Raw genomic sequence first — 22,667 nt, forward strand, 5'->3', positions numbered from 1 at the left:
AGCACTCTTTTGGTGAGAGTGCTAAAAAAGTTTAATAAAAAATAGTGAATTTGGTTTTTTCACTATTTAACAATAATATTAAGTATTTTATTAGGAATATAAATTACTTTAACTATTTTGAAATCTTTAATTCATTTTTGAATATTTTCTTGTGAAGTTGCATTATTAACTACATCATCTTCTGTTCAATGTGGAAGAATTTCAATTTGTCCTCTAACTTTACCATTAATTTGAATACCGATTTGAGGATTTTTTGAAAGAATTTTATCAATTTGAGCAAATGGTCAACTTTGATGTTCTAATGATTTTTCTTTTAAAATGAATAATAATTCTTCAGCTAGATGAGGAGCAAATGGTGACAATAAAATCGCAAATGTTTTCAATGGAGTAATTGAATGAATATTTTCAAGTGAACCTAAATAGTTAATAAATACCATCATTTTACTAATTGCTATATTAAATTTATATTTATTAATATTGTCTTCAACATCTAGAATTAATTGATTGATATTGCTATCTAATTCAGGATTATCATCAATTAATTTTACGTTTTTAGCAAAATATGTAAATTGATTATAAATTTTATCCAATCACTTTCTAATTCCGTCTAATGAATCGGTATTTCATGCTTTAGAATCAGTTAATGGCCCCATAAACATTTCATATACACGCAATGCATCAGCCCCGTGACTTTCAACTAATTCATCTGGGTTAATAACGTTCCCTAAAGATTTAGACATTTTTTGACCATCTGGACCTAAAATTAAACCTTGATTGATTAATTTATAAAACGGTTCTTTTGTAGGAACAACTCCTAAATCAAACAAGAAACGATGTCAAAATCTAGCATACAATAAATGTAATACAGCATGTTCTTGACCACCAATGTATAAATCAACGGGCAATCAACTCTCAAAACGTTTCTTAGCTTCTTCACTATTTAATGGAGCATAACTTCCATCGGGGTTTTTTAAAATATATGCTAGATAGTATCAACTAGAACCCGCTCATTGAGGCATAACATTGGTATCATGACGATATTTTTTACCATTAATTACGACATTCATTCAAGATTCAACATTAGCAAGTGGTCCTTCGGTTGAATTTGATGATTTAATGTTTTTTACATCTGGTAATTCCACTAATTCTTTTACTAAGTATAAATTATTTTCTTCATCAAATAATACAGGGAAAGGTTCTCCTCAATATCTTTGACGTGAAAAAATTCAATCTCTTAATTTAAAACTAATTTTTCTTGATACTTTATTATCTAAAGATAATTCAAGTTTTTCAATTGATTCTTGAATGTTTAAACCATTAATTAAATCACTATTAATATGTAATCCATCTTCTAGATAAGGTAGGCTAGAGTTATTTTCGATTACACAATTTATTGATAAGTCATATTTTTTAGCAAATTCATAATCACGTTCATCATGAGCTGGAACACACATAACCGCTCCTGAACCATATGACATTAAAACATAATCGGATATTCAAATAGGAATTAATTGATTAGTTGCCGGATGGATTGCATACGAACCTAAAAACACACCGGTTTTTTCTTTAATCAATTGGGTTCTTTCTAGTTCGTTTTTTAATTTGGTTTCCTTAATATAATTTTGAACTTCAGCTCTTTTTGAAGGAAGGGTTAATTTAGCTACAAGAGGATGTTCTGGTGAGATAATCACTGCAGAAACACCATATAATGTATCTAATCTAGTTGTAAAAGTTTTTAATTCGTAATTATAGTTTTTAATTTTTCATAAAACTTCATGTCCAACTGATTTACCAATTCAATTCTTTTGAAGAGTTTTTAGACTTTCTGGTCAATCAAGTTCATCTAACCCTTCAAGTAATTTTTCAGCATAAGCAGTGATTTTCAAAACTCATTGTTTCATTGGTTTTTTGACAACAGGGAAATTGCCTCTTTCAGATACTTTAATCCCATTTTTTTCAATAATTTCTTCGTTTGCTAAAACAGTACCCAATCCTTCACATCAATTGACGTCAATTTCTTCAATTGAAGCTAGACCTGCTTTATATAATTCCTTAAATATTCATTGAGTTCAAACATAGAATTTTGGATCTGTTGTATTTACTTCTTTATCATAATCATAAGAAAAACCTAAAGATTTCAATTGTTTTCTAAAATTATCAATATTTTTTAAAGTAAATGGTGCTGGATGATTACCTGTTTTTAAGGCATATTGTTCAGCTGGCAATCCAAAAGCATCTCATCCAATTGGGTGTAAAACATCGAAACCGGACAATCTTTTGTAACGACTGATGATATCAGTAGCGGTATATCCTTCTAGATGTCCAACGTGCAACCCAGCTCCTGAAGGATATGGGAACATATCTAAAATATATGCTTTTTTATTGCTTAATTCTTTGGTTTGATAAACTTTCTTTTCTTCTCAATATTTTTGTCATTTTTTTTCAATTTCAACGTGATTATACATAATATTATTATTTTACCAAATAATAAAAAAATAAAAAGAGCAAATGTATTGCTCTTTGGTATCTTTTGATAAATGGCTGCCCTTGTTAGATTCGAACTAACGGATGGCGGTACCAAAAACCGCTGCCTTACCGCTTGGCTAAAGGGCAATATGGTGGAGGGGGAGGGATTCGAACCCCCGAACCGTTAGGAAGTGGGTTACAGCCACCCGCGTTTGGCCGCTTCGCTACCCCTCCATCTAATTGCTTTAACAATTATACAAAATTATAAAAAAGAAATTATAAAAACATAAGTTTTTTTATCATTTTTGGCTTTTTTTAACTAAAAAATCTGTCTATCTCAAAGAATAATTAAATACTTTATTATAATTATCAATATGTTATACATTCTTTATAATTCGCTATCAAAAACCGGTAAGAAAAATCGTTTAATTCAACAGATTGTTAAAAAAGCAATTAAAACATTTAAAATGAACGAATATAAACTACTAAATTTAATTCAAATAACACAACCGCAAAATTTCATTAAAATTCTTAACCAATATAAGGATATAGTTATTATTATCGGTGGTGATGGAACACTTTATAAAATCGCTAATGAAATATATAATATTGAAAATCTACCAAAGATATATTGTTATAAAGCTGGAACTGGGAATGATTTTCTACGTTCAATTAAAGAAATTAATACAACAGAGGTTATTGAAAAGAAATTCTTTTTACTTAATCCATATCTAAAATCGCTTCCCGTCATTCAATGAAATAATAATAATAATAAAAATGTGTTTTTAAATGGAACAGGTATTGGACTAGATGCTCATATTGCTAACGGACTAAACGAAGCTAAAAATGCTAAATCTCAACGTTCATTTTTTAAATTCGCATATAAAGAATTTAAAAACTTTAAAGCTTATGATACAGTTGTTGTTAAAATTGATGGTAAGGAAATTATTTTTAAAGATGTATTATTAATTTCAATTATGAATGGAAAATACTACGGTGGTGGAATGAAAATTGCCCCATATGCCAATCGTTTATCAAATACTTTAGATATCATTATTTTCAGTCAATTATCAAAAGCAAAATTAATCACTTTATTCCCACTTGTATATACAGGTTTACACAAGAAAATAAAAGGTGTTAACATTCTTAGAGGTACGAATATTGAAGTATATCTAGATCGCAAAGAAATAATGCAAATTGATGGTGAGATCTATCAAGATGTTCAAAGTGTAAAAATATCAAAAGATTTAAATTAAACCTTTTGATATTTTTTATTTTGTTTTATATGGAATTCTATTATTTTTAATGTCTTCAATTAAATTATTTAAATCAATGTTAAATGCAACAATGCATGTGTTATTTCTGTCGTTTGACTTAAATCTACCATATGTTAATGCAACTAATTTATTTTGATTGTTAATATACCCACCAAAATAACCAGTATCTGGATTTGCTTGATATTCAATATTGCCTGTTTCATTTGAATAAGTATGACCTAATTTAACTAAATATCCACTATGATTGTCATTAATAATATCATCTATGTTATTGGCGATAAACATCATTGGACCATGAGAATATAGATATGATCTAGATTTAATATTAAATGCATTGCTATAGTAATCAATTTTTCTATATAAAATTAGAATTCTGTTATTTTTGTCAAAAAATACTTTATGTCTATCGCCAGTAATGTGATTAGGTAATTCCTTTGGTTCTGAATATGTTTCACCATAATCATTTGATATTGCATAATATGAATTTGAGTTTCTTGCTTCTGTTCTGATTAACATCATCATTTGATTACTATTTGATATTTTAAACACTTGTACTTCAGAGAATTTACGTAATTTTTCAATATCTCTATATTGACTAAATACTTTCATTGGTTTTGATAAAACCAATTGATCGTTTTCGAAATGAATCTTAACTCTATAAATAATAAAATCGTAATCGTGGAAATATCCATATCAAGCATCTTCTTGATTAATTTTATGTAAACTAGAAAATGCTACAATGGGATTTAACATACCTTTTTCTCATTTATATGTTTCACTATCTGCATTAGGACCAAAATAATTTTTATGTTCAGAATATGTAAGACCATCGTTAGAAATGGATATATCTAAACCTTCACCTTGCATGAATCTTGAATTTCATCCAGGTCTTGCTGATGTTAATAAATATTTCTTAGTTCCGTTATTGAAATTCAATGTAAAAATTGTTGGTGTTTCTTGTGTCTTTTTAAAACTAGTAGGGAGATTATTTAATCTTTCAGATCAAGTTAGACCATAATCATCTGATGTTTTAACAATGGTTTCACCTCTACCATGACCATTGACGTAAAATGCTACAAGTTTGTTTCCATCATTTATTGCTAATAAATCAGGATGGGCTAAATACTTATCTCTATTTCTATTATCTCCTCTGTCATCTACAATAACGTAGTTATTACTATAAGATAAATCATAATAACCTAGTTTAACAGGAGATTTAATGGCAAAAATACATGCAAGAATTATTATAAAAGTCAAAATTGTAAAAATAATTATTAAGAAATTTCTTAATATTCTTTTTCTTCTCTTAACTACATTCATATTTATATTTTAATCATTTTATAGAGTTTTATGGGTAAAAAAGTATTAAAAAAACTAAGCGAACTTAGTTTATTTTAATTGTATAATTAATCGATTTTTACTTTAACACTTGGACCCATTGTTGTAGCAACTGTAATGTTTAATACATAAGTTCCTTTAACAGCAGCAGGTTTTAATCTTTTAATTGTGTTAATTAATGTTTCTGCGTTTTCTTTTAAAGCATTTGAATCCATTGATTTTTTACCAACTGATGCATGGATAATTCCACCTTTATCAGCACGGTAGTTTGCTTTACCTTTTTTAAGTTCGGTTACTGCAACTGCAGGAGTTGTAGTAACTGTTCCTGTTTTAGGGTTTGGCATTAAACCTTTAGGTCCTAATTTTTTACCATATTTACCTAAAACTAACATCATTTTAGGGTCGGCAACGATTACATCAAAATCATATTTGTCTTGGTTTAAAACTTCAGGTAATTCAGCAGCTGTATATACGTAGTCAGCTCCAGCTTCGACTGCTTGTTTTTTAGCAGTAACATCATCTGTTGCTACTAATACTTTAACTGATTTACCAGTTCCATGTGGTAAAACAATTGCTCCTCTTAATTGTTGGTCTGATTTTCTTGTATCTAAATTTAATTTAATTGCTATATCTAAAGATTCATCAAATTTTGCAAATGAAACTTTTTTAGCTAATTCAATTGCATCCAATAATGGTAATACTTGTTTTTTATCAAATTGTGCTTTTGAAGCTTGTAGATTTTTTGATAATTTTTTAGCCATTAGTTAAGACCTTCTTTTAAGAATTCTTCATAACCTTCAACAACTATTCCCATATTTTTAGCAGTGCCAGCAATTTGTTTCATTGCTGAACGTAAATTTGTTGTGTTTAAATCAGGCATTTTATATTCAGCAATTTCTTGTAATTGAGCAATAGTAATTGATCCAACTTTTTCTTTGTTTGAAGAGCTACTACCTTTCTTCACTTTAGCAGCTTGAATTAATTTATATGATGTAGGTGATGTAAATAATTTGAAATCAAATGATTTATCTTTATAAACTGTAATTAATACAGGAACGGGTTCTGATCCTCTATCTTTAGTTTTGTCATTAAATGCTTTAGTAAATTCAGGCATATTAATACCAACTCCAGCCAATGCAGGACCTGGTTTTGCTTGACCAGCAGCAAATTGTAATTTTGCTTGTTTAACAATTTCTTTAGCCATAATTAAATCCTTTCGATTTTTGTGGTGCAAATGAATCTAAAATAAATTCTCCCACTTGCTTAGAGGCAATTAATACAATTGCGCTACAATTATACCAAAAATGATTAACTTTATAACACTTTTTTACATCAACAAAAATAAAAGACAACTACTGTTGTCTCATATTTTTTATTTAGGATCACCCAGTGTTCCATCGTATTTATTCATTTCGGTTTTTAATTTGTTGTATGCTTCTTCATATCTACCTAATTGATATGCATAATTTGCATGATATATTATGGTTGTAATACTTTCGGTCGCATATGATGGGAAAATATTAAATGCCAAACCAAAATCAACACGTGATTTAAGAATATTGTATTTTTTCTTTCAATTATATTCAAACTCATCATAATATATGAAGTTTGAATTTACAATTGCTTCAGAAGATGTTTTTTCATTATATCAATTTGTATCCATAATGGTATCCGCTTTATAAACAGGTAATCAATTTATAGAAACTGTTTTAAAACTAAAATGATATTTATCTTGCATTTTCATTAATGCTTCATAGAATTCAAATAATAAATTGGTGTTTTCAGCTTTTAAGAATGATTTGTGTTCATTCACAACAACTCCTGATGTATTACCATCAGCAATACGTTTTGCATTTTCAAAGGCATTATATAGTGATCTTAATGCAACAACTTGGTCTGCAAATACACCAGATGTTGTTATAACACCTTCATAATCTTTTAAACGACCTTCTAGATACAATGTTGCACCTTCGTGTTTAATATTTTGATTATATGATGTCTTCTTATAATTGCTTAATCAATCATTTATTTTTAATTTCATTGCATAAAATTCTTGTTGCAAGTCACCTTTACTTTGTACAGTATATTTATCAATATTTCTTGTGAAATTATTGTATATACTTTGTAATTTACCATTTAAATAGTTTAAAACTTGATTGCGTTCTGAATTATTTGAAATACTTGTGGTAGTTTCTTTAGTGATCATTGATAAATTATTTAAAATTTCAACAAATTTATCAACATATTGTAAAGTATTTGTAACAATTGGAATATAACCGTCTTGTGTTAAAACAAGATTTAATGCTCTAGAACTATCTTGAGCTCATTTACTTGGTAAAGTATCTGTAATCGCTGAAATTACACTGTTATTAAATCTATTTTTATAATTTGAAATTTTAGGAATAATTCTTTCAGCTGTTTCATTTGTGAACAAACCCCGTCAATTTACACTATGTTGAGAACCATAGTATTTTCTAGCAAGTTTTTGTCATGTTGTTGCTTGACCAGTTCCTCTATGGTTAACTCAATCAACATCTGCTGTAGACATAAAGTAAATATATAATTCTTCTACAGTTTTTGCATATGTTTGAACAGCTAATGAATATGCAATGTTATTTTTATTTGAGTTTCATTTATTTTTATATTCATCAAATTTATTTGTCACTTTTTCAAATAATTTCTTAAATTCTGCTTTAATTACTCTTCTAGCTAAGTTATCAGTTACACCATCACTTAATATTTGAGCACGAGAATTTAATTCATTTAGAGTAAGCTCTGTTTCTTTAATTACTTGATTGTTTCAATCTTTCATATCTTCGGAAGCGAATTTTGAAACAATATCATTATTTCTATTCTTAATATTTCTAATTTTTTCATTTAACAAATCATTTTTGCCTTTAAATTCATCAATGATTTTTTCATATCTACCTTGTTGTAAATCATTTGAATTTGCATTGTAGTTAATTAATGGTTTAATATCTGTATTATATGTTTCTAATTCTTTAAATAAAAATGGATTTTCTAACATATTTGCTGATGCTAAGCTGGCATCAGCGCTCAATGATACATTACGTTCTCTTTCTTTTTCCATTATAGATGAAAGTACAGTATTAACTTGTGCTTTTAATGTATTAATTGAAGTATTACCTTTTTGAATATCAAAATTATCAATTGTATTACGTTCTTCTGCTTTTAAAGTTGTGGCAACTGTTTTAGCATCAGTAAAGAATTTTTCTTTAGCATATTGTGGATATTTAGTTTCTAGATGAGCAAGACTATTTTGTAGATCATAATATTCATTAAACGAATTTGAAAAATCATATGCTTTTTTCAATGCTTCATATTGAGTTCTAATACCTAATTGTTCTTTCTTTAAAAATGCTTGATTTTCTTTTTCTTTAATTGAAGGAAGAAGAACATTCAATTTATCTTTTAAAGCAGAAGCATTAGTAGATTGTTTGGTAAATTTATCAACATTTTCAACTAATTTAACAAATTTATCATGTTCTGAATATAAATCGATTTCATTTAAACGTTTTTCTAGTTCTTTATTTGCTACTACAAGTTTTGATTCGTCGGTATGTTCATTATATGAATCATATGAAGATAGTAATGATTTAAGTTCATTAATTTTAGATACAGTTGTTGGGTCAGTATAATCAGCAGAAATATATATAGAAGCATTTGATTTTAATGTCTTAAATGTTGAATATGCTTTTTCTTTAATTTCATTCTTAATTGTTTCAACATATTTATGTAATTCTAAAGACTTTGTATCCTTGTTAGTTTCAGTTCATGAACTAGTATTATTATATTCGGCAAGCTTATTTTCTAATTTATTTTGAATTGAAGGGTATTCAACAACAGGAGCTGATTTTGAATAACTACGCGCTTCGTTAATTGTTGAGGTTAATACATTATTTATAGTATCGGAAATTAATGTATTAATTTCTTTTGTATATTGCTTTAATAATTCGTTACTAATATTAGGTGCTTTTGATTTCGCATCATAATCACTAATATGGGTTGTCAAAGGTTGAGCTGCATTGTTGTTTCAAGTAGCTAAAGATTTTTGATATGTTTTTAATTTATTCAAAGCATCGGCAAATTCCATTAAAGCATTATTCGCAGTTATTTTTTCAATTTCAGAAATAACCTTTTCTAATTTTATTTTTGCTGCTTCAATTGATTCTTTAGTTCTATCATTTGCTTCAACTGCATTTTTAGTTTCAACCATTACTTGATCTAATTTTATTTTTTCAGCAGAATTATTTTCTAATCTACTATGCAATAATTGTGCTTTATTAAAAACACTAATATATTCATCGCCAGCTTTTGCAATTTCATAATCTTTATTAGTTTTTTCAATTGCATTTTCTAAAATAGATTTTTGATTATTAATATTTTCGACAGTAGGAGTTGTTTCAACACTATTTGTAGTTAAATTAATTTGATTTTCTAAATAATGTTTAATTACTATGTAATTTTCTAATTTAGGATCATCTTTTAAAATGTTTGCTTTTTCTAACACTTTATTAAACTCTGATTTTGCATCAATAATTCCTTTGGCTGATAATGCATCTAAATATTCCGCTTTCAAGCTAGATACAATACTCATAATTGTTTCAATAGAATCATTTTCAGCAACAACTGCATTATTTTTAGTTAAAATTGAATTTTCAAGATTTGTTTTAAGGTCATTATATTTTCCATCAGTTCATTTACTAATTTCTTTATTAATTGAATCTTTTAAATCATTAAATTCTTTTTTGGCGTCATTTAGTTCAATTTGTTTTTTGGCATTAAGAGCATTTTGGTATTCTTGTTTTAGATTCTTAATTGCATCAGAAAGCTCTTTTGACGTAGTTGATTCAAGGTCAGCAATTGCCAATTTAGCATCAGCTGATGAAATTAATGGGTTTTTAATATCATCAAATTTTGGAGATACTCATTGATTTGCATCTAATTTAATATCTGATGCTAATTTCTTTAATTCTGCAACTAAACGTTTATGAATTTCTGCTTCACTTAATGTATCAATTTCTTCTTTGTTATTTTTTGCTTCATCAAATTTAGTTTCTAATTCCTTAATTATATTTCTAATAACTTCTGCTGAACTAGTTTCATTATTTACTTCTTCAGTTTTGCTATTGATGAAGTTTTCAAGTTCTTCTTTAATATCGGCATATTTTGGATCATCTCATTTAGAAATTTCTTTATTAATAATGCCTACTAAATTTGCAAAATCTGATTTAGCATCAATAATATCTTTTTTAACTTTTGTGTTATCAAATGTTTTCTTTAAAGCTTCCAATTGAGTTTGAATTTCGGCAGATGTTAAACTTGGATTAGAAACTGTTTGCAAGCCTTTTTCAATTTCAGTATTTAAACTGTTTTTAATGTCATTGTATTTTGGATCATTTCAATTTGAAATTTCTTCTTTAATGTCATTAGCCATTTTTTTGAATTGATCAACTAATGCGCTACGATTTCCCGCTTCATTGTTTGCAACTTCATTTTTAGCTTCTTGCAATTTATTGCTTAAAACATTGATTTCATTTTCAATTTCAGCAACAGTTTTAGCATTTATAACATTTGCATTGCTTGTATTTAATTGCTCATTTAAATGATTGAAGATATCTTTAGTTTTCTCACCATTGATACTATCTAGGTATTCTTTAACTTCCTTAGCTAGATCACCATATCTATTCTTTTCTTTTAAAATTTCAAAATTATGTCTACCATCTTGCAATGTTGTTTTCAAATCTGAAATTTTTCCACCAATTTTAGCTTTGTTCAATTTTTCTATCAATGAAGTTGCTTCATTTTTCAACTCCATTTTATTTTCAACGCCTAAATTTTCTTTGGTATAATCATCAATTTCATTAATTAATTTATTAATTTCTGTTTTTAAACTTTCATCCCTTAATAAAACATATGCTGTTCCCGCAACTGCACCAGTAACAGATAATCCTAAGATTGTAGTAAGAATAATTTTAACTTTTCTACTTTTGCTCATAAAACTACTCACTTTCTATAAATTATTTACTAATTTATTTTTAATAAAATCACTAAAAAACGTAAAAAGAATATCAAAAAAATGAATATTTTTTGAAAAAAAAAAAAAAAACATTGGTTTTTCAATGTTTTTAATTGATTTTATTAAAATTTTTTTGCTTTTTCTATTATTTCTTCTTTTTTAAATAATCAATGTTCTTCTTTAGATTTTAAGGCAAATTCTTTTGTTTTTGTACCTGCAATTAAAATACTTTCATTAACATTTAAACCTAAAAATTTAAATGTTTCTTCAAGATATTTAACATGGTTTCCTCATAAATATCAATCCTCTGGAGCGCCTTGAGTAGCAATAACTTGCAATTTAAGATTTTTAAGCAAACCTATTGCATCTCCTTTGTTTGAATATTTATATGAAAATGTTTCATTAGCCATACAAATATGATCAATAAAGTTTTTTAAAGTGGCAGGAATATTGAAATTAATCATTGATGTTACAATAATTAATTTATTTGATTCTTTTAATTCTTTAATAAAATCTAAACTATCTGTTTGATTAAAGAAAGTGGCAAAATTATTTGAATTTAAGGTTTTATTAGCCATAGGTAATTCATTTAAATCATAAAACTTAAATTCATCATCAGGATTTATTAATTTATATTCATTTAAATATTTTTCATAAAAGAAATAACTTAATGAATTTTCTTTTAAGGAAGGTGATGCATATAAAACAATTACTTTATTCATAAAACCTCCTATTTGTAGTTGTTAATATGTTTATTTTTCTTGTTTTTCTTTGATATATTCAATAGCTTTAATAACAAATGCACCTAAAATATTGCTTAAATAATGTTTTGTTGTGCCTAATTCCATGTTTTCTAAAACAATTGGAATTGTATTATCAAGCACATTTGATGCTTGAATTGTTGAAAATTTTAATTTTCCACCATCTTCTTTCAATACTTTAGTCATTTCATCATAAGCCAATTGTTTATCGCAATAAATATGCATTGGTTCAGGACCTTTAGCACTATCTAACATCGCAATTAAAGAATAAGATTGATTTTCACCTGTTAAATGTGAAAGAAGTATTTCTAATAAGTGCTTTTGCAAGGCACTATTATGATAATTTAATGATTCATTACCATAATTTCAAACCAATTTATCTGAAACAAATTTATCATATATTTTATTTTCAGTAATAAAAAATTCATTATCAATAAGATATAATTCATCATATTTTTTTTCAATATCATAACTAGATAATTTTGTTAATTCACATGCTTTGATTTCATTATCATGTTGAACATTTGAAACTTTAATATAAATGGTGTATTCAGTTGTTCTCATTAGGGGAAAAACATTATAATCAGTATGGTTTGGTATTAGCATTAATAATCTTGTACAAATCATGGTTTTTATCTCCTGTATATAAAAACCATAAGACACGACACTTCTCGATATGGCTGCTATATCTCTATCCTGACCAGGTTACAAGGTTGTCATTCTCATGGCTTTATTATTATAACACATTATAAATAATAATCAATTTAAGATTTTATGTATAAACTATCTACAAGGGTTTTTTCACATAAAATTTTTTCTTTTAAATCGATATTACCAATAGTTGCAAAATTATTATAAAATTTTAAATATATAAATTCAAGGGGGATTTATGAATGAAGAAAAAATTTATGTATTTAGTTATGGAACAATTCAAGATCCTAAATTCTATGAACCGTTATTAGGAAAAAATGTAATTAAACACCCAGCTGTGTTAAATGGTTTTATGAAATGTTATGATCAAACAAATTATTTCTTATTAAAAAAAGATAAATATTCACAAGTAAAAGGTACAATTTTTGAAGTCACAGTTGATCAATTATTTATGCTAGATCGTTGAGAAATGTTTCCACAATACGGAAGATTTCAAGCCAATGTTTTAATAACAGATAAAAATGAAATTATAGAAAATGTTTATGTATATTCAAAATTAGAAGCAGGGGAATGAAAAAAAGTTGATGAAACAATGAAATTTTCAAACAATCCTAATGAAAATGATCAAAATATGAAATCATTCATTGAATTAGAAGAAAGAACAAAAGAATTTCCATTATACGATTTTCTTTTCCTATATAAATCAACTAAAGAACTAAATGAAAACGTTAAAACATGAACTCATCCTTATGTTGCAATTATGTTTGAAGGAAAAAAAGATAATCAATTAGTTAAATATGTTGTTCATGGAACAATTATCGAACTAACTTTACATAATCAACATTTTTTAGGATTCCTTATGTTTTCTAAAAAAGATATTAATTCAGGTCTTGATTATCAAGCATTATTCAATAATGAAGCAAAATTAGAAAACTTTACAATCAAATACATTCCACTAGTTCAAAATCTAAATCTAAATTATTTTACCGAAAATTTACCTTGATATTATTTATCAAACAAATTAGACAAAGAATTACCTCAAGCAAAGCTTGGTGTTGCAAATAATGCTCTTGAACTTGCATTACCAGTATTTCATATCGATCCTTGATATCGTTTAAACCAAATGCTAAATGCTTATGTTAGAAATTATGAAAATAATGAAGGTAAATAATGCTTGATAATCCCAAAGAATTAATTAAAACACTGCCAGAAACACCGGGAGTGTATTTGTGATATAACAAAAACAAAGAAATAATATATGTAGGTAAAGCAAAGAATTTAAAAAATCGTGTATCATGTTATTTAAATGGGACTGCAGACAATTCATATTTAACACCTAAATTACTTCAAGACATTGATTCGCTTGAATTAATTGAACTAAAAACAGATAATGACGCTTTAAATAAAGAACGTGAATTAATTTATAAATATAATCCAAAATATAATGTTAAATTACCAATTAACCCATATTTTCCATACATTCATGTTTTTTATAATAAAAAAATACATACAATTGAAATTAGAAAAGGCAACGGGAACGTTAATGAATGAAATTATGCTTGTTTCGGCCCTTTAATTAAGAAAAACAGTTATTGAGAAGATACAAAAAAATATCTTCAATTGCATCTTTTAAATAATGAAAACATAACTGAAGTTAAACGTTATAATGAAGCAAATGCAAGACTTAAATTAAAAGAAATTAAAGAAATTTTTAAAAATCCCGATTTATTAATTAAACGATTAAGAAAATACGAAAACAATGCAAGAAAAAATTTCAACTTTGAATTAGCTGAAACTTACAAAAATGTTGCTTCTGTTTTTGAAACAAATGTCAACAATCATTTATATTTAAAACACCCTCTTTTAAGTAAAACACCATATGATATTTTAAATTTCAAAAAATACGAATATAAAAATGATATCTATGTTTTGTTTTATGCTGAACGTTTTATTAATAAAAAGCAATCTAATCAATATTCAGAAATAATTAAAATCAATCGTGATATTGATGATAATGAATTATTAAATGCTTTAATTAAATGATATGAAACAATCAATAACCTTACTCATTGAATATATATTGATAATCAATATCTAAAACTACCTTCAATTTATGAAAATGATTTTAATTTTAAACCAATTGAGAACATTGATGTTTTTGAAACAATGGAAGTTATTATGAACGAGTTGTTTAAATCCAAAATTGAAACAGCAATTTCTTATTATCAAAAAGAATTTTTATATCAAACTGAAATGTTGAGTAATTTAAGTGATATTCTAAACATTAAAAACTTGAAAAACTTCGCAATTATTGATAACTCTTTTCAAAATAAAAAAGATATTTCGTGCGGAGTAATTCATTATTATCAAAATGCAATTTTAACCAATCAATTTGTCAAAAAACTAAATACAGAAATTGGTAATTACAGTGATATTAATTACATGAAAGAAATTATTGCAAAATACATCAAGGAAAGAAAAGATCAATACAATAATTTAGATGTTATTTTCCTCGATGGTCATAATCAACAAATTAAATCTGTATTATCAATCTTACAGCAAGCATATGATAAAAAAATAATTACAGAAATTAAACCAATCTTTGGACTAAAGAAAAAAGAACACACTTTCTATCAAATCGTTGATATTGATGACAATGAAATTCTTAATGTAAAAGAGATAACTAAAAAATTCTTTTTAGAAAAACAAGAAATTGTCGATAAACACGCAAACAAAACTCGTCGTTTTATTTCAAAAATTGCAATGAAAAATAGTCTTAAATAATTAAAAATGACTAAATAGCCTCCAATATAATCAGCATTTTTATACAAGAAAAATTTATTAAAATAAAATTTATATATTTTTAAATGTGCTATAATATTGGTGTTGTGGTCGCGTAGCTCAGGGGATAGAGCACATGCCTTCTAAGCCTGTTGTCGCAAGTTCGATTCTTGCCGCGATCGCCATTTTTTTTATATCTTTTTTACAAAAATGATAAATATTTGCTAATTTAATTCAAAAAATCTAGTATAATAATTATCGCAATTGCGTTAATGCGAATGTAGTTTAATGGTAGAACTTTAGCCTTCCAAGCTAACTACGAGGGTTCGATTCCCTTCATTCGCACCACGCGAATGTAGTTCAATGGTAGAACATCAGATTGCCATTCTGAATACGAGGGTTCGATTCCCTTCATTCGCACCATGAGAAAAAAGCAAAACAAGGGTGCAATTCCCTAATTCTCACCTTAATTTAAATCGGTTAATGCCGATTTTTTATTTTGAACACCACATAAAATGCAAGATTTTCATTATATAATTCTTATGCAAAGATTCACAAGCTAAATAATACAAAGGAGAATAAATATGAAAAATAAAGAAAAATTACATTTATTAGTGTTAGTTGAAGATGGATTTAATGATGTGGAATTAACATCAGTTTTATCTTGTTTATCTAAAAGCGAAAAATGAACATTTACATATTTTCACAATACTAAAACAAACATTAAAAGTCAATATGGTACATATGCATTACAAGCAACAACTCATGTTGATCTAAATGCTTATGATGCAATTTTCATTCCTGGAGGTCCTGCTGCGCAATTGCTTAGATCAAATGAACAAGCGCAAACAATTATTAAAGATTTTTGAACCAAAAACAAACCTATATATGCAATTTGTGATGCACCTAATGTTCTTTTTGAAAAAGGACTAGTTGCAAAAAATGCATCTTATTCTTCATTCCCAATTCAATCTGGAAATGACAATCTAAATTATCCAGGAACAAACAGAAATGCAAATATGGTAACTAATTACGAAAACAAATTAATTACCGGTAGATGTGCTGCAGCTGGGATTGATTTAGGTTTAGAAATTGTTAAAACTACTTGTGATATTGACACATATAATTTGGTTCATTTCTACATGTATGCTAAATAAACAAAAAATGCTCGTTTATTTTCAAAACGAGCTTTTATTTTATTCAAACAAACTAGTTCTATAATCATTACCAAATACTTCATATAATTTAGAACGATAAGAAGTTTTTTGTTTTGGATATATAACTTTATTTGAATTATCAATTAAATTGTATGGATAAGCATTTAAACCATTTTCTGGATTATAAAATGGGGCTGTTAAACTAAATGGGGTTATCGATCAAGGATGAAGTGTTACAAACCTATTTTCATCATTTAGAATACTGATTATATTAGTACCAACACCAAAAACAACACCAATTGGTAATCCCTCTTGATTTATAACTAATGAACCAGAAACTCCACCAACTGTTTTATGATCAATGTAATAATGGTATCAAGCACCATATGTTACAGGTGAAATTTCATTGAATAAAATTGAATCAACAACATGTTTGCCATGAAATGATGTATCAACTTTGAAAAATTTACTTAAATTACCATTATAAATAGCCTCTTTATTATCTTCTTGGCCGTAAGGCACGGATTTAAACAATGTAACTAATAAACGATTAAAATCAGTTAATCCATAACCAGCAAAATGTAAGAAATCTGGTCGCGATTGATATAGTGAATTGTTGTTTAAATGGGCTTTTTCTAACATTTTAGATAACTCTCTTATTTCTCTAATTGTTCAATGTGTTTTTGAAGGTTCATTTTCTATATTTGTATTTAGTTTATATATTTTTTGATTTTTAATTAAAGACAGGGTAGTGTAATCTATATCCACATATGGAATATTTCAAGAATTATTTAAGTAATTTTGATTTTGTTTAATCATTTGTTTTGTTTTATTAAATTCTTCTATTGCTTTTTTAATACATTCAGCAATGAATCTAGCTCTACGCTTTTCAGTAATGATTGAGCTTGCAGTTGTTGCTATTTCTGGATTATAGTATTCGCTTAATTCATCTAAATCAATGTTTCATTCAACCACAGCAAAATCGCTGAAATATAAATTACTATTCGGTAAAACTATATCATCTTGCATATAGTTATGTGCTAATCAGAAAATTCTAGGTCAAAATTTCTTTGGCAAAAATATATTAACATTGTTTTTAATATTATTTCTATCAATAACTCCTCTACTTACTGTAATTAACATATTATTTACTTGTTTATTTTTAAGTGGTTGCTTATATTCGCTATAATCATCGCCCGTTATTAAATCAACTGCAACGTGATAATTAGTTCCTAAAAAGATCTTATATTTGTTTCCTTGAATATGCTTATAATCTAAAACTCAAAAGGTTCCACCAGTATATTCATTTAAATTTTGTTTTCCTAGTACAGCTTTAGTCTCGTCAATTTTTTTAAAATTTCACAGCAATGAAAATGAACGATTTAATGTTGCGGTTAAATAATCATTATTACTATTAAATATATGATTTTCGTCAGTCGTCAATTCGTTGAACTTGACATATTGGGGATTTTCTGTATAAAATAAATCTCTTTCCTCTAAAGATAAAGGTTGATTAACACCATAATTTACAAACGAACCTGAAAGTTCTGAATTTGAATTATGACTTTCATTATTTATTTTCGCAATTAAAGTTGCCAATTCCAAACTCAACCCTTCAATATTGTTTACATTCATAAATTCAATAATTAAGTCGTTTTGTTCATAACTTTTATTCGAAATATTAAAATCATTATATTGTTGGATTAATTGTTCAATTTTAATTATTAAATCATTTTTTTCTTGAACAAAATTAGTTGTTTCTATTGTTTTTAATTGAATTAAAAATTCATTTAATTTAAATAAATTGTTATTAAATTTAGCAACTAAATTGTTAAAATCAAATTTAAAATTCTTTATTCGATTATTCAAGGACACCAATTCAGAATATATTGTAACTAATTCATTGTATGAATTGAGTAAAGCTTTATTTTTATCTTCCAACGCATTTAATTTATTTGTTTTATATTGATCAATTAAAATGTAGTTGTTAATTGAATTTCATATTATACTGAATTCTTTATTATATAAAGATAATTCAATCTTTCATCTATTAATATTTTCTTCTGGAATATCAAATAATTGAATTTCATTATTATATGAATTAATTGTATCGTCATTAAGTGCTATTAATGACTTAATTGATTTAATTTTACTTGTTCTAACATCAAGAATATTATTTTTCAATTCATTTATTGAATGATAGTAATTTGAAACTTCAAGTTTAAGATTGATTAAATTTTCATTATTAATGTTGTTATTTGAACTAAATAAATTTATTTTTTCTCTTATTTCAACATTATTATCATTAAATTCAAATTCAGCATTAATAAGTGAAAGTTCATTTATTAACAAATTAATTTCTTTAATTATTCGTTCTTTATCATTTATTTCATTTTCTTGCTTTTCAGTTTCGATTAAAGATTTGATTGAATTAAATGAATCTAGAATTATCAGTTTATTGTTATGTCAAGAAACAAATTTTAAAACAGTAGATGATAAATTAAGTTTTTCATCTAATGAAAAATAGTTAAGATCGTTTGAAAAATTATTCAATGAATTTTTTAACAAATTTAATTCATTTTCATATTTAGATGTTTGTAATGCATTTAGTCTATTTTTAATATTAACAGTAAATTCTTTTAATGAAGATAATTTATTTAAAAAATCTATATTAATAACATTAATTTTAACTAAAGCATATTTATTAATTTCTATATTAAAGGAATCAATGGTCTTATTAATTGCAATTAAATCATTATTAATATTTTTTAATTCTTTTAATTTATTAATAGTGATATTAATTTTTGCCAGATTTTCTGATGAAATTATATTAATAGATGATGAATCGACTTTATAATCTTCAATTGTAATATCAATTTCATTAGCTATAAACTCTTTGATTTCTTTGATAAAATTCGATAATGGCACTTTGTCTTTAGCTAAAGATGAATTATTTTCCAAATTTAAAAGTTTTGTCTCAAAGTTATCAATTCACTGGATTTTTGATGATAAATTAGAACTTGGAACGGCTTTAATTTTCTCTATTGTTTCTCTAACATTCTTGAATCACTCTTGATTGATATGTACATCATTTTTAAGAGTATTATCATTCTTTTTGAAAGCAAAATATGCGCCAATTCCTATAGACGAACCAATAATAGCTGTTGTTGTTAAACCTAAAATCAAACCTATTCTTTTCTTATTTTTTTTCATTAATTCTCCATAAAATTAATTTATGTATAAAAATCATACATTCAAATAATCAAAAAGAAAAAAATTACAAAAGTAATTTCATATATTCAACAATATTAAATTCTTCTAAAGGTGAATTTTTATTCAAATACAGAGGATGATGAGGATGCCCTTTAATTGATAAGTTTCCTATTTTCTTTCAATTTACTGAATATTTGTTTGCAATTGAAACAATATCTTTTAAGCATTGCGCTAAATATGTTCTTTTTTCAATTGTTGTGCCTCATGCTGCTCAAATATTTATATCCGATTTAATATTAGAAAGTATATATTCTAATGCCTTCATATTTTCGTTATGTAATTTAGTACTTTTGTTTTTATCTAGATCATTAGGATTTGTTGCTCTTTGAGGGTATATATTAAACATAATGAAAGAATCAAAACCATTAGATTTACTCAATCTTTCTACCGATTTCAAAGTATTGTCTAAATCATTAGGTATTGCAGTAGAAGGATTTATGCCAATAACTATTAAGGGTTTATTACCAAGTGTAGCTAAAATGTAACGATAATTTGTATAAAAATTTGGAACAAATAATCACTTCTGTACATCATATTCTATATTAGATTCTTTAAATTCCATCGCTTCTTTAAAAGTTAATATTTTTTTATTATCAATAATTTTTACATGCTTCATTTATTTCCTTTTAATATTTATATTTTATATAAATTTTAACTATGCTAAACAAATTCAATATTTAACAAAACAAATTTAATTTAATAAATATAAAAAATAAGAAAATCTTTCTTATTTTAAAATTGTGATTTATCTTGATTGTGCTTAATGATTAAACTCAAACCAATAAATTGAATGATTGGGAAAATGAAAGCTCCGACTATTGATAAAATTTTTGCTGTAGAATGAGAAGTTTTAATAGCCGCAATAATTGTTAGAATTATTTCTGGTATTAATATCAATAAAGCAAATACACTAAAACTTAATCCCGCAATTCACATACTTGATGTTGTCGGTTCTTCTATCGGAGTGTATATTAATCTATTTACACCAAAATCTGGTTCAAATATTGGGTTTTCTTCGTTAAAATCATTACCGTTTTTTGCATTAATAACAAATAAAACGATTCCAATTATCAACAATATAAACGATATCAGTGATAAAGAAAGAGCAATAATTGCAATTTTTCTTGATTTTGATTTTTCCATTTGTCCTCTCATATTAAGATTATATTTATCAAAATCAATTATATACATAATAATTTTATTAAAAGAAATTTATCAATAAATGTAAGCATTTATTTTTTTTCTGTGACCAAAGAAGAATTTTCATTAACTTTTTTATTACAAATCTTTATTTTTTGTCTTTTAACATAGAAAATAAAAATAATATATGTCAATATCGAATCTAAAGCAATACCTCCAGCAAAAATCAAAGCAATTGAAATTAATGTAGGATTTCAGATGTTAGTTTTATATAAAACGAATAATATTGTGTAATAAATACCATTAATTATTAAAGATTGATATAGCATTAAATCAGTTCTGCCCAATCCATAAAAAATACTATCAATAACATTGTTATATGCAAATAAAACATAAAATGGCATACTTATTAAAACAATTTTATATATTTCTAAATAATTATTTAATTGCATTACTTTATTCAAAAATGGTTTTCAAACACTAATACTGATTATTCAAATTACAATAAAGAATGTAGTGATAATCATATAATCTTTAGTTCTCTTTTGGACACCACTATGTTGTTCAATAGATATATCTGATTTAATGACCTCCCCTAAAGCTAAAACTGGCAACAACAACCATCCTCATATAAAATTATTAGCAACTCAAAAAGTACCTGATTCTTGAATTTTATTAACCATTCTTAAAATCATAAACATAAAAAATAGATTTCTAACTAACGTTTCTAGTCCTGATATAAAACACACTTTAATAGCTAATTTAAATCATTTAAAATCAAATTTCGCTTTCTTAAATATCGTTAGACCTTCTAATTTACAAAAAATAAACGCAAAAATCATCAAGATTATATTTGTAACAAGATTAACTATCCCTATTCCTGTTGTTCCTAATTGCAACGAAACTTTTAAATTTGACACTAAAAATATGTCCAAAACAATTGATAAAAATAATTGAATAGCTAATGTTCAATATATTTTTTTAGTTTTATTTAAAGTTATTAACACAATAAATAAATATTTAAAAATAATCATAAATAAATTAGCAAATACTTCTAACCTAATGAATGAAACAGATTGTGCAATTAAATCTTTATTTTGCCCCATTGATCTAATGATTGGTTCAACAAAAATAGAAACACCAATACTTAATAAACCAAATGTAATAATTGTGAATATTAAACCGGTTCTTATGCGGTTTTCAAGATTTTCTTTTTCTTTTGATACAGCACCTATGAAAAAGAAAAGCGGTAATATTATTGCTTCTTGTAGTATTTCAAAAATAACTTGCAATCATTGTGCTTGTGCTGCAATTGATAAATTATATGTTTCAGGTAATTGACCAATTCAGTATATTCTTACCGTAATATATATTGTTGGTAAAAACATAAAGAAAATCATTGATATCAATAGTTTTCAATTAATTCCTTTTAAAAATGTGACCTTCTTTTTATTGTTCATAATTCGCCTTCCTTTTGTTTTATAACAAATAATTTATCTTTTTTACGTTTTCATATTACTTATTTTTTCAAATATTACATTGCAAAATATATTGTTTAAACATCCAATAAACTAATCCAGTAACGTGCGATGCATATGAATGAAATTCTTATCTTTGAATTTATTTAAACTTCGTTTTTTCTTTATAAGTTTTGCTATTAGAATAACTGCAACAAAGAATAACAGAAACACATAAAATAAGACGACAAAATAATATTATTTCTTCTTGGTTTTGATTTATTCATGTTGATTTACTTTTTTTTCTTAAACAATTCTATAAAAAA

The 22,667-nt window shown here is 25.7% G+C and carries 15 protein-coding genes, 5 tRNA genes and 1 other RNA gene; 7 read left to right on the forward strand and 14 right to left on the reverse strand.

Annotated elements, in window-relative coordinates; translation table 4 throughout:
* Nucleotides 1–62 precede the first annotated feature (62 nt).
* The 3 genes from leuS to EXC28_RS02160 all read right to left on the reverse strand — a co-directional run bounded on the left by leuS (nt 63) and on the right by EXC28_RS02160 (nt 2,700).
* Nucleotides 63–2,465 carry a leucine--tRNA ligase gene (leuS, locus tag EXC28_RS02150; RefSeq protein WP_029330353.1) on the reverse strand — a complete coding sequence of 801 codons (2,403 nt, stop codon included), beginning with the start codon at nt 2,463–2,465 and terminating at the stop codon, nt 63–65.
* A gap of 73 nt (nt 2,466–2,538) precedes the next feature.
* A tRNA-Gln gene (locus tag EXC28_RS02155) sits at nt 2,539–2,613 on the reverse strand.
* 3 nt (nt 2,614–2,616) lie between these two features.
* Nucleotides 2,617–2,700: transfer RNA gene (locus EXC28_RS02160), tRNA-Tyr, on the reverse strand.
* A 140-nt stretch (nt 2,701–2,840) separates the two neighbouring features.
* Here EXC28_RS02160 and EXC28_RS05800 point away from each other — a divergent pair.
* Nucleotides 2,841–3,722, forward strand: a complete 882-nt coding sequence (locus EXC28_RS05800; protein ID WP_029330351.1) for a diacylglycerol/lipid kinase family protein — start codon at nt 2,841–2,843, stop codon at nt 3,720–3,722.
* Between the two features lie 15 nt (nt 3,723–3,737).
* Here the strand turns inward: EXC28_RS05800 and EXC28_RS05805 are convergent, their stop codons facing one another.
* The 7 genes from EXC28_RS05805 to ffs all read right to left on the reverse strand — a co-directional run bounded on the left by EXC28_RS05805 (nt 3,738) and on the right by ffs (nt 12,618).
* The gene (locus EXC28_RS05805) at nt 3,738–5,063 is read right to left on the reverse strand and encodes a hypothetical protein (RefSeq protein WP_029330349.1); all 1,326 of its coding nucleotides are present in this window, start codon (nt 5,061–5,063) and stop codon (nt 3,738–3,740) included.
* Between the two features lie 86 nt (nt 5,064–5,149).
* Nucleotides 5,150–5,842: a 50S ribosomal protein L1 gene (rplA, locus tag EXC28_RS02175; protein ID WP_029330347.1), complete on the reverse strand. Its 693-nt coding sequence runs from the start codon at nt 5,840–5,842 to the stop codon at nt 5,150–5,152.
* Nucleotides 5,842–6,285 (reverse strand): 50S ribosomal protein L11, encoded by a 444-nt coding sequence (gene rplK / locus EXC28_RS02180; protein ID WP_029330345.1) that lies wholly within the window; start codon nt 6,283–6,285, stop codon nt 5,842–5,844. Before rplK ends, rplA begins: the two co-directional genes overlap by 1 nt.
* A 168-nt stretch (nt 6,286–6,453) precedes the next feature.
* Nucleotides 6,454–11,100, reverse strand: coding sequence for a coiled-coil domain-containing protein (locus EXC28_RS05810; protein ID WP_029330343.1), 4,647 nt, complete (start codon nt 11,098–11,100; stop codon nt 6,454–6,456).
* A gap of 143 nt (nt 11,101–11,243) precedes the next feature.
* Nucleotides 11,244–11,843: an FMN-dependent NADH-azoreductase gene (locus EXC28_RS02190; RefSeq protein WP_029329896.1), complete on the reverse strand. Its 600-nt coding sequence runs from the start codon at nt 11,841–11,843 to the stop codon at nt 11,244–11,246.
* Nucleotides 11,844–11,873: 30 nt separating this feature from the next.
* A complete protein-coding gene (locus tag EXC28_RS05815; protein WP_029329897.1) occupies nt 11,874–12,509 on the reverse strand; it encodes a hypothetical protein in 636 nt (211 codons plus the stop codon).
* A 13-nt stretch (nt 12,510–12,522) separates the two neighbouring features.
* Nucleotides 12,523–12,618: signal recognition particle sRNA small type (ffs, locus tag EXC28_RS02200), an RNA gene on the reverse strand.
* 153 nt (nt 12,619–12,771) lie between these two features.
* Here ffs and EXC28_RS02205 point away from each other — a divergent pair.
* From EXC28_RS02205 to EXC28_RS02230, 6 genes are all read left to right on the forward strand, one after another.
* Nucleotides 12,772–13,704: a gamma-glutamylcyclotransferase family protein gene (locus EXC28_RS02205; RefSeq protein WP_036437304.1), complete on the forward strand. Its 933-nt coding sequence runs from the start codon at nt 12,772–12,774 to the stop codon at nt 13,702–13,704.
* On the forward strand, nt 13,704–15,317 hold the full coding sequence (locus EXC28_RS05820) for a GIY-YIG nuclease family protein (protein WP_029329899.1): 1,614 nt from the start codon (nt 13,704–13,706) through the stop codon (nt 15,315–15,317). Before EXC28_RS02205 ends, EXC28_RS05820 begins: the two co-directional genes overlap by 1 nt.
* 106 nt (nt 15,318–15,423) lie before the next feature.
* Nucleotides 15,424–15,499: transfer RNA gene (locus EXC28_RS02215), tRNA-Arg, on the forward strand.
* Nucleotides 15,500–15,588: 89 nt separating this feature from the next.
* Nucleotides 15,589–15,662, forward strand: a tRNA-Gly gene (locus tag EXC28_RS02220).
* A 1-nt stretch (nt 15,663) separates the two neighbouring features.
* Nucleotides 15,664–15,737: transfer RNA gene (locus EXC28_RS02225), tRNA-Gly, on the forward strand.
* A 161-nt stretch (nt 15,738–15,898) separates the two neighbouring features.
* Complete coding sequence (locus tag EXC28_RS02230) at nt 15,899–16,471, forward strand: DJ-1/PfpI family protein (protein WP_051622526.1); 573 nt, start codon at nt 15,899–15,901, stop codon at nt 16,469–16,471.
* Between the two features lie 39 nt (nt 16,472–16,510).
* Here the strand turns inward: EXC28_RS02230 and EXC28_RS05825 are convergent, their stop codons facing one another.
* From EXC28_RS05825 to EXC28_RS02250, 4 genes are all read right to left on the reverse strand, one after another.
* Nucleotides 16,511–19,684 carry an MIP family Ig-specific serine endopeptidase gene (locus tag EXC28_RS05825; protein ID WP_029329901.1) on the reverse strand — a complete coding sequence of 1,058 codons (3,174 nt, stop codon included), beginning with the start codon at nt 19,682–19,684 and terminating at the stop codon, nt 16,511–16,513.
* 64 nt (nt 19,685–19,748) lie between these two features.
* Nucleotides 19,749–20,360, reverse strand: coding sequence for a DUF1643 domain-containing protein (locus tag EXC28_RS02240; RefSeq protein ID WP_197722622.1), 612 nt, complete (start codon nt 20,358–20,360; stop codon nt 19,749–19,751).
* 116 nt (nt 20,361–20,476) lie between these two features.
* Nucleotides 20,477–20,887: a hypothetical protein gene (locus EXC28_RS05830; protein WP_029329903.1), complete on the reverse strand. Its 411-nt coding sequence runs from the start codon at nt 20,885–20,887 to the stop codon at nt 20,477–20,479.
* 89 nt (nt 20,888–20,976) lie between these two features.
* Entirely contained in the window at nt 20,977–22,344 is a 1,368-nt protein-coding gene (locus EXC28_RS02250; RefSeq protein WP_051622528.1) for an MATE family Na+-driven efflux transporter, read from the reverse strand.
* Between the last annotated feature and the right edge of the window lie 323 nt (nt 22,345–22,667).

The organism is Metamycoplasma cloacale, from assembly GCF_900660735.1.
In the GTDB taxonomy this organism is placed as follows: Bacteria; Bacillota_I; Bacilli_A; order Mycoplasmatales; family Metamycoplasmataceae; genus Metamycoplasma; species Metamycoplasma cloacale.